Here is an 8789-nt window from a genome sequence, read left to right as displayed (position 1 = left end):
TATCCCGGACAGACCTTCCGTCATACCCACATGCACCGCAGACGCGGATAGGCGATAGAATGAAGAACTTGTTTCCGCGGGAGCTGTCACGCCGAAATCTTCGTAATGCTCACGGCATCATCGCTTGAATCAGGAATCTCATCGTGAGCACGTCCAAGAGGAACGGGCTCAATCGACAACAGCTCAGATACCCAATGGCAGGATCGTGGTCAACGCGGCCCGCTGCTGGCCCTTCATCGAGGAGAGCCTCATATGCCAGTTCTTGGCCTTCTGCTGCATGTCACGGTCGAACACGTCCAGGTCCGGCAGGCTTTTCGCGAACAGGGCGATAAAGCCCTGATGATCCGTATCGGGCCAGTTCGCTTCCTGTTCGAGCTCACGTAGCCGCTGTTCCTTCTCCTCACGACGTTCGTCGCGGTTCTTCTCGCGCTGGTCCTGCAGCCTGCTGCGTTGGCGGATGCTGCTCTTCCTGTTGCGCAGGTCCGCTTCCGACTGGTCCATCGTCAACGGACGCCAGATATGGCAGAACGCCATCATGCGTTTACCGGCGACCAGGTCACGGATCCAGCCGGCCTGCACGTCGGTGTCGGGCCATTGGTAGACCCAATACGTTCTCGCGACGCAGGAATCCAGGGTGATGTAGTCATGCTCCTTGGCTTCCTCGCACCAGGTCACCGTCGGATCGTCCCTGTTGACGTGGACGCGATCGGCCGCATGCTCGGGATCCGCGACCGTGCGGATCAGATAGCGTAGGTCGTCCACATCGCACCAGTGGATGCTGCCGCGTCGGGCGCCGCAATCCAGCAGGTCGGGCGCCATGGTCCGTTTGACGAGCTCGCCCAACGCGATGCCCACGCTCGCGCGTTCCGTCTTCGCGTGACGGTCCACGCCCGCAAGCCGGTCGGCCGACACGCTCGCGCTGATGTAGTTCACGTTCTGCAAAGGAGTGAGGATGTCGGGCATACGCCACAGGTCGGCCAGATCGTCACGGGCCCACTGCGGGGTCGACTCATCCCTCAGATACGCGGGTTCCGGGGGAGTGGGTCCCGGCAGGACGAAACTCGTCTCCTTCAGTTCGACGAACCCGTCCGTTTCGGACAGGTCCTTGAGCATCGTGTTCAACGCCATCGCCCGGGAGGTCTTGCTCTCGTCGGATGACATCGTCCACTCCTCGACGTGCGCGGTCAACGTGGCGGTGGCCTGACGCTTGTCGGGATCCCACAGATAGCAGGCGCCCATGAACGGCGTGCCTATGACCTCCACGTCACGGCCCTCGATGGCCTGCGCCCGATCCTCGGCATGCCCATACAGGCCGAGTACGCCCAACGGCCGGCCCGCGGCGAGGGGACTGTAGGCCCAACGGTTCGTACCGTCCTTCAACCTGGTCCGCCATCGCATCCAGATCCACGTCCACGACAACAGGCTCAGCCCATGCACGCGCACCACGCCATACACGATGGCCAGACCGCCGACGATCATCAGCGGGCCGTTCAATCCCATGGCGCCTCCCGCGACCAGCAGGGCGACGCCCGTGACCGTGACGATCAGCTGCGCCTTGTCCAGGCCGAACAGCACGTTCGTGGCCGACAGTCGACTGAACGACGCGGCCGGGACCTTGGTCTTTTCCTGTGCATTCATGGGAATCCGACACCTCCAAAAAAAGCGATTATGGCATGATCCGGACAAAGGGGAAACGGGCCGCGCCTAGGATTCCACGTGGAATCCCGAGGACGCGACCCGAATAATAGGGAGGAAATCAGGTCAGCCGACGGTCGGGCCTGACGGGCCGCCGGGCGACGGCGTGGGGAAACCGACGCCGCCATCGCCGCCACGGCCTCCCGTGCCGCCATGCGCGGTGGCGTCGCCTCCCCGGCCGCCCTGTGACCGGGACTGCGACGACGAGCTGGCATCGCCGCCATGGCCTCCCGTCCCTCCGGAAGCGGTGGCGTCGCCTCCCCGGCCTCCGGGTGCGCCGGGCATGGCTTGGGAAGGTGACGTGGAACCGGAACCGTCCCGTCCGCCGTCCGCGGCGGGAACCCCGGAAACGGGTTCGGGCTGCGGCATATCGGACGTTCGGACATCGACCCCGTCCATATCGGACCGGTCCGCGTCATCGATGCCGGGAACACTATCCGGTGACGGCGCTTGGGAAGGCATGGTTGCCGGCAGACCGTCCTCCGTACCGGTCCGCCCTGACGTGTCGGACGCGTCCGACTGGTTCCGGCCGGCTGCGTCCACGGTGGGTGAGGAGTCGGAATCCGAATGCTTGCCCTTGCCGTCGGATTTGTCGTCCTTGCCGCCCAGCATGTCGCCGATGGCTTCGCCCGCACCGGACGCGTCTCCCCTGAGCATGCCGCCGACCATGTCCGCCAGACCGGACGTGGCGCCGCCGACGCCCGACAGGCCCGCCGTGGCCGAAGCCACGATACCCGCCGTGACCTGGGCCGCGGTCTTGACGGCGCCGGGACCGACCTTGCCGCCACGCTCCTGCATCTCACCGGTCACGTTGGTGCCGATGAAACTCACCGCGGGCATGACGAGACGCGGACTGAAACAACACATGAACAACGTCGCCAAACCGATGAGGGTGGGAAAGAACGACGAGGAGACGTTCGTATCGTTGTTCGCGACGTTGAGCAGTGCGCTGCCGACCATGAGGATCAACGCCGACAACGGTTTGACCAGCATCACGCCGGCCACCGCCTCGACCCATTTCAAAGCGGCCGGGCGGGTGGTCCTCCAGCCGGACATCATGATCGGCAGCGGAGCCACGGCGGCCAGAAGAACCAGGCTCAGCAATCTGGCCGCGAGCATGCCCGACAACGCCAGGGATGCGAACCACACGAGGACATAGACGGCCAGCCGGATCAGCATGTCGGTCTGCGCACTGTATTTCGTCGCGGTACCGACCAGATTCGACACGACACTGTCACTGAACTCGCCGGAAGCCGTGTCGCCGGACAACTGCACGTTCAGGATCTTCGCGCTGACCGTCCCGACGATGCCCTCCAACGTGATCATCACGCTCACGCTGACCGCGGTCAAAGGCCAGGCGAGCACGCACATCGCGAAACTCTTGACCGACTCGGCCACGCTGCCCTTGACCGCGGCATGCAGCGAGCCGATGATGCATATCGCCATGTTCACGAAACCCATGATCCAGCCGATACGGTTCGCGGCGGTGATCGCGATGTTCCACTGACTGTTCGACACCGTTCCCGCCGTGCCGGTGAACGCGCCCGTGATCATGCTGCTGGCCGCATTGTCCAAGGGTTTGAAAAGCCAGTCGATGAAATTGCTGAGAACGGTCTGGACTATCTCGGACATGCGCGCCTCCCCGCGTCATCGCGGAAAGGTGCCATGACCGTGGCACGGCCACGGCACCCATCGGATTGAAAGGACATCATCCCTCTCAGAACAGCGCCTGCGTCGCGAAGAACTTCACGATCGCCATGGAACTGCCCAGGATCATCGTCGCCAGAGCGCACCAGATGAACACGGTGCCGGAATACTGCTGCATCGGACCCGAATGGATCACCCTGCCCATGATCCATGCGATCGCGGCGCAGATCCAGGCGGCGATGGCGATATACAGGCTCATCGCCCACAATCCGCCGACCATGTTCTGCACAAGCTCCATGAACGGGAAGAAACTGAAGTTCGGACTCACGTTCAGACTCGAGAGATCCGAATCGGTCAATCCGGCGGCGACGGTCAGGAAACCGTTCCCCGTTGTCAGGGAAGAGACAGCGGCGACGGCCGTAATATGGTGAAACATGATTCACACTCCTTTCAAGCAGACCCACGCCGAGCCCGGACACAGCAAGCCGATAATCGGATAGGAGGGACGGTTCAACGGCCGCCGGACGATCCGCCGCCCGAACCGTTCGTCTTCTTGGAAGCGGTCTTCTTGGAAGCCGACGACGAATCCCCGGAAGCGTCCGAACCATTGCCGAACGCCTCGTCCCACGTCTTCCTGATGTAATCCCAACCCTTTTGGAACACGTTGCCGTCACCGTCGCCGCCCGTAAGCCACTTCCAGCCCTCCAACGACTCCCTGACCGTGGACGACACGGCATCCTTCACCGTGTCGCCGATGGAGGAGGCGATGTCCTTGCCGAGCTGGGAGACCAGGGAGCCGAGACTGTCGCTGCCTTTCTCCCGACCGTCCTTCAACGCGTCGCTATCGACCTTCCGTCCGGCGACCGAATACGAGGTGTTCGACTTCAACCCATCGCTGCCGAACAGGTTCGCGCTCCACGCCCAACCGGTACACGCCGCACCGATCGTGAAGGGGACCATGAGCGCGGCGGCCAGACGCTTCCAGGAAAACGCCCGTTCCATCACGTTGTTCGTGATCAGTCCCGGCACCATGCTGATGCATCCGATGACGATCACACCCACGGCGAGGACGAGCGCGACCGCGACGACGCCGCCGACCATGTCGCGTACGCCCTGGACATCCCAGGAAGCGTCGGGCACCAGTCCCTTGAGCTCCTCGTCCGCGGCGATAACCATGCCGATCATCATGTCTCCTTCCATATATGTCAGTACCAGTTCCGCGTCTGCCAGACGGCCCACGCGCCGCAAGGCGTCTTGTATCGTTGGAGGATGTAATCCAAACCCCATTTGATCTGCGTCGAGGCATTGTCCCGCCAATCCTGTCCGGCCGACGCCATCTTGCTTCCCGGCAACGATTGGGGGATGCCGTACGCTCCGGACGACGTGTTCTCCGCGTTCCACCGCCAACCCGACTCGCGGGTCCAGATCCGCACGAGGCACTCATACTCGTCGTCGTCATCCCACCCATAGGCCTTCATCCTGCTTTTGGCGATCTTCTTCGCGTCCTCCGCGCTGGCGTGCGTGCCGTCCACGTCACCGTCCGGATCGGACGACGACGCCACGCACTGCTCCACGTCGGACGAGCCCGCCGTGCCGGCGCCGGTGATCTTGCCGTCGGGTAGTACGTAGGTGCCACCGTTAACGATCGGCATCGTCCGTGAATACACCTTGTAGCCGGCACCTTTCTCGCTCGTGGTGATGGTGCCTTTCGCGGTGTCCACGGATTCGACGACGCCCACATGACCGTATGTGGGATCCGATCCCTGCACGCCGGCCGGCCAGCTGATGATCGCACCGGCGACGGGAGCGTTCTTGGTGGTCCTGAAACCGGCCTTCGCGCCGCTTGAGGCCCAGTCCTGACCATTGCCCCAATACCGGCCCACACCCGTCCAGCCGAGTTTCTTCGCCCTCATGCACGTCCACCAGGTGCATTGGCCGTACGCGTAGGTGGCGCAGAAATCGTCCGGTCCCTGCCGGCCGTCGAACCAGGCCATGGCATCCTGTTCGCTCATGCCGACCAGTTCGGTCGATCCGGTACCGCCCGAAACGGCCTGCCCGTTCGACGTGCCCGACGATCCGATGATGTTGCCCGTACCCTTATAGCGGAAATAGGCGGTGTATCCAGCCGCATACGAGGTGACGCTGATCTCGTCGCCGGTCTGGTCCCCGGCCTTGCCTCCGCTGATGCCACCGTTCTCGTCCTGATGGGCGCCAACGAACCTGCCCTCACCGATGTAGATCTCCGTATGAGCGGACTGCCAGACCACATCACCGGTCTGCAGGTCGGCGACCTTGGTCCAGTCATGACGTTCGAACCCGGCCTTCTCCAATATGGCCGGCTCGCCGGCCGTGTTGAACGCGTAGGAGCCGACGTCCAATCCCGCGTTCTTCAACGCGTAGTACACCAGGCTCGAACAGTCATAGTCCGGCTCGCCGTTACGATTCGACTGGCTGTACCCGTGGGAATCGTCATCCGCGATCCGTTTCGCCCACGCTACCCATGAAGTCGATGACAGCGAATCCGAACCACAGGTCGTGCCATATTGCGATTGGACCAACGCGACCAGGATCGTCATCAATGACACGACGATCACCAACGGGATCGCGAAAACCGCCACCGGCGCCACGATACCGGCGATGACCATGGTGCCGGCGCCACGCCCGGCGTTCGAAGAAGCCTTGGATCCGGCCATGAGATCTTCCCTCCCGCACGACGGAACGGTCCCGTGGAATGGACCCTGGGACGCGGCCCGACGTGCGCCGATACGACAACAACGATTTACAACCAAGGTCACGCGTCCGAAGAACGGAAAGCGGCCGATAATCGGCCGAACGGGGATTTTCGAACCTAGGAGCCGGAACCGGCCAAGGGCGAGAGGATGTCCAGGATCAGACTGAGTTTCCTGCCGAGATCCGAATCGGCCGGATCCCGTCCCTCGAACGAACCATCGGCCGCATGCACGTCAAGGATGCGCTGCAGGCCGACGCTGCCGGACACCATGCCACCGGTCATGCGATTGACGACCTGCCGCTGATGTTCGGGCACGGTACGTGTGTAGTGACGCACCACGACCTCCTGGGTCGAGTCGCCGATGCTGTCCATCGCCTCACGGATCGTGCCGCCGGATTGCATCAACAAAGTCGTATGGGTCACCCTCAACGTCCGGAACGTCGCGGTCGGGCATCCCGCGACCTCACGCGCCCGACGGAAATGGTTGCCCAACGTCTGCGGCGGCAGGATCATGCTCCTCTTTCCCTGGAACACGTAAGGGCCTGACTGGTCGCGACGCGTCCGGATATGCTCACGGATCAAAGGGACCAGCAGATCGGGCAGCACGCACACCCGTTTCGAATGATCGGACTTCACCGGCCCCAACCGCAACGGTCCCGAATCCTGATCGCCACGGCATACGGAATGGTTCACGCTCATGGTCCGCGCCTCGAAATCGAAATCATCCACCGTCAACGCGCACACCTCACCGATCCTCATGCCACCGGCCCACGCGGCCAGCAACACGCTCAACCGGTCGGATTCCGGCATCGACTCGTACAAAGCCGCCAACTGCACGCCCGTCAACGGCGGCACACTCCATGACTTCGGTTCCGGATCCGGCGGTATCGGCAACACGAACGGATTCGACTCCAACAGCGGCATACCCGTACCGAACCTGTCCGAACAGGCGATATCCAGAATCGCCTTCAACCGTTGACAGGTCCGGGGAAACACCCACGCACCCTCGTCATGCGGGCCGAAATACCATTTCGAGACCACCTCCGGGGTGATGTCCGTCAGACGCATCCCGCCGAACACATCCTTCAAATGCTGCACATCCGTCTTCAGGTTACGTTTCGCCGCGCCCCTCAACGCGGTCCCGTCCGGTTTGCGATGCGTGTCGACGTACCGGTCGGCCAGCTCGTCGAACTTCATGAGGGAAGCGCGGGCACGCCGGGAACGCGCGGTGGGGTGCACCCATTTCTGTACGCCGCGCCGATGCAGATTGACAAGCATCTCCTCGCTGTTAAGCCAGGCCTGCGCATCCTCCGAGGTCCTGAAGGAACGCTGCACACGCCGCGAGGGATCCAAAGGAGACGCGTAGCGAGCGAGCCAGGAACCTACGCTTCCATCGGCTCTTTTCCTTGCGATCACTGTGCCGAATCGGCGGCGCCTATCCGCTTCCATCCACATCTCCTTCCAGGGATTCCAATTCAAGACCAAACCCGGAATCCCTGGAATAGTGCACCCGAATTGGAACCTATCATCACGAGATCAGGAGAGGCTTCTTCGCCTATTCTCTCAGTTCGGGCTTATTATCCGTCCCTCTCATAGGGAATCTCGCGAGTGTCCAGGACGCTATCCCTCGAGGGTCTCAACGTGATTCCCGCTCTTCTGGAACTGCAGATGCAGCCAGAGCAGGATGAGAATCATGAGAATCTGGTTCGAGTCCCACCGGGGGCACCATCGCGACGAAGGATCGCGGCCGGGCAACACCGGCTGAGGCTGTTCCGTTGTTCCCGGCCTCGGGCCTGACCGGATAAAGGGGTGTCCCGGCGCCTACGGGAACGCCTTGCCGGTCTTGATGCTTTTCCATTCCGAGCTCATTCATGAACGCATCATTCATGAGCTCGTCGGGCGTGGCGTCTAGGAAATTCGCGGCATTGACCAGATCGGAAACGGACCAGGCGCTTTTCCCCGCGAGCTTCACTGAGATTGTCGATCTTTTCACACCGGGGAACATGTTCGAGACCCGCCCTCGCGGTGTGGGCGTCGGCGGGATCATGCGTGTCACCACGGCCACGAGTGCCGGATGTCCGGATGACGGATTCCTTTCGGAATTCACCCAGTCCCGCCGTCACCCGGACGGGGACGCAACTCCCGTCGGATTGAGGAACGGCATCCGGCACGAACGGTCCGGTGGATGGCTGGTGTAGACTTTTCGGGAGAGGAACGGTCCCGCCGCCGGGCGGGAACTCCATTGGAATCAAGACCAGGTGACGCATGGACTTCTATGACCTCGACTACATCGTCTCGCATCAGTCTTCCGATTCGGCGCTGCGCGTGGCCGCGATACTTGTCCTGCTCGTGACGGGCATGGTCTTCGGCGTGCTCTACCTACGCGACAGGATACGGACCCGGTGGAGGGACGTGGGAGTGGGCGCCCTCGTCCTCTCGCTGATACTGATAGGCGTGCAGGCCGAACAATACCTCCAGGTGAGTAATCGGATATCCCAGTCCCAACTGCTCGTGAGCTTCATCAAGGGCGTCGCCAAGGATCAGCACGTTCCGGAGGACGAGGTCCTGGTGAATTCCACGAGCCTGAAGGACGGCATCATCGTGCGTTTCAATGAAAGGGATTACCTCGTCCACCTCAACGACGACAACAACTCCTACACGCTCGAACGGACGCACATCATTGATCACAATGTCTACGTGAACGGGAATCGCTGAC

8 protein-coding genes are annotated in these 8789 nt (G+C 62.4%); 2 read left to right on the top strand and 6 right to left on the bottom strand.

The features are described from left to right. Nucleotides 1–183 precede the first annotated feature (183 nt). The 6 genes from HMPREF1494_RS00720 to HMPREF1494_RS00695 all read right to left on the bottom strand — a co-directional run bounded on the left by HMPREF1494_RS00720 (nucleotide 184) and on the right by HMPREF1494_RS00695 (nucleotide 7522). Nucleotides 184–1638, bottom strand: coding sequence for a PrgI family protein (locus HMPREF1494_RS00720; RefSeq protein WP_034518374.1), 1455 nt, complete (start codon nucleotides 1636–1638; stop codon nucleotides 184–186). Between the two features lie 123 nt (nucleotides 1639–1761). After that, entirely contained in the window at nucleotides 1762–3327 is a 1566-nt protein-coding gene (locus HMPREF1494_RS00715; RefSeq protein WP_034518369.1) for a type IV secretion system protein, read from the bottom strand. Between the two features lie 85 nt (nucleotides 3328–3412). Further along, the gene (locus tag HMPREF1494_RS00710; protein WP_034518366.1) at nucleotides 3413–3778 is read right to left on the bottom strand and encodes a hypothetical protein; all 366 of its coding nucleotides are present in this window, start codon (nucleotides 3776–3778) and stop codon (nucleotides 3413–3415) included. A 74-nt stretch (nucleotides 3779–3852) separates the two neighbouring features. Beyond that, nucleotides 3853–4530 (bottom strand): hypothetical protein, encoded by a 678-nt coding sequence (locus tag HMPREF1494_RS00705; protein WP_231495281.1) that lies wholly within the window; start codon nucleotides 4528–4530, stop codon nucleotides 3853–3855. A 17-nt stretch (nucleotides 4531–4547) separates the two neighbouring features. Further along, nucleotides 4548–6035, bottom strand: coding sequence for a CHAP domain-containing protein (locus HMPREF1494_RS00700; RefSeq protein ID WP_034518363.1), 1488 nt, complete (start codon nucleotides 6033–6035; stop codon nucleotides 4548–4550). A gap of 155 nt (nucleotides 6036–6190) precedes the next feature. Beyond that, on the bottom strand, nucleotides 6191–7522 hold the full coding sequence (locus tag HMPREF1494_RS00695) for a tyrosine-type recombinase/integrase (RefSeq protein ID WP_231495280.1): 1332 nt from the start codon (nucleotides 7520–7522) through the stop codon (nucleotides 6191–6193). A gap of 422 nt (nucleotides 7523–7944) precedes the next feature. Between HMPREF1494_RS00695 and HMPREF1494_RS00690 the strand changes: the two genes are divergently transcribed. Continuing rightward, a complete protein-coding gene (locus tag HMPREF1494_RS00690; protein ID WP_129879369.1) occupies nucleotides 7945–8271 on the top strand; it encodes a hypothetical protein in 327 nt (108 codons plus the stop codon). A gap of 67 nt (nucleotides 8272–8338) precedes the next feature. Beyond that, entirely contained in the window at nucleotides 8339–8788 is a 450-nt protein-coding gene (locus tag HMPREF1494_RS00685; RefSeq protein ID WP_003840411.1) for a DUF3290 domain-containing protein, read from the top strand. The last annotated feature ends 1 nt before the right edge of the window (nucleotide 8789 follow it).

The sequence above is a fragment of the Bifidobacterium sp. MSTE12 genome (genome assembly GCF_000513015.1).
GTDB classification, from domain to species: domain Bacteria; phylum Actinomycetota; class Actinomycetes; order Actinomycetales; family Bifidobacteriaceae; genus Bifidobacterium; species Bifidobacterium dentium.
The sequence above is the reverse complement of the archived record's forward strand: the minus strand, read 5'-3'. Positions and strand labels throughout refer to the sequence as shown.

What these genes read in the sequence shown, in the direction of transcription:
- HMPREF1494_RS00720 (WP_034518374.1), bottom strand. Translation starts at nt 1,638, where the DNA reads ATGAATGCACAGGAAAAGACCAAGGTCCCGGCCGCGTCGTTCAGTCGA.
- HMPREF1494_RS00715 (WP_034518369.1), bottom strand. Translation starts at nt 3,327, where the DNA reads ATGTCCGAGATAGTCCAGACCGTTCTCAGCAATTTCATCGACTGGCTT.
- HMPREF1494_RS00710 (WP_034518366.1), bottom strand. Translation starts at nt 3,778, where the DNA reads ATGTTTCACCATATTACGGCCGTCGCCGCTGTCTCTTCCCTGACAACG.
- HMPREF1494_RS00705 (WP_231495281.1), bottom strand. Translation starts at nt 4,530, where the DNA reads ATGATGATCGGCATGGTTATCGCCGCGGACGAGGAGCTCAAGGGACTG.
- HMPREF1494_RS00700 (WP_034518363.1), bottom strand. Translation starts at nt 6,035, where the DNA reads ATGGCCGGATCCAAGGCTTCTTCGAACGCCGGGCGTGGCGCCGGCACC.
- HMPREF1494_RS00695 (WP_231495280.1), bottom strand. Translation starts at nt 7,522, where the DNA reads ATGGAAGCGGATAGGCGCCGCCGATTCGGCACAGTGATCGCAAGGAAA.
- HMPREF1494_RS00690 (WP_129879369.1), top strand. Translation starts at nt 7,945, where the DNA reads ATGAACGCATCATTCATGAGCTCGTCGGGCGTGGCGTCTAGGAAATTC.
- HMPREF1494_RS00685 (WP_003840411.1), top strand. Translation starts at nt 8,339, where the DNA reads ATGGACTTCTATGACCTCGACTACATCGTCTCGCATCAGTCTTCCGAT.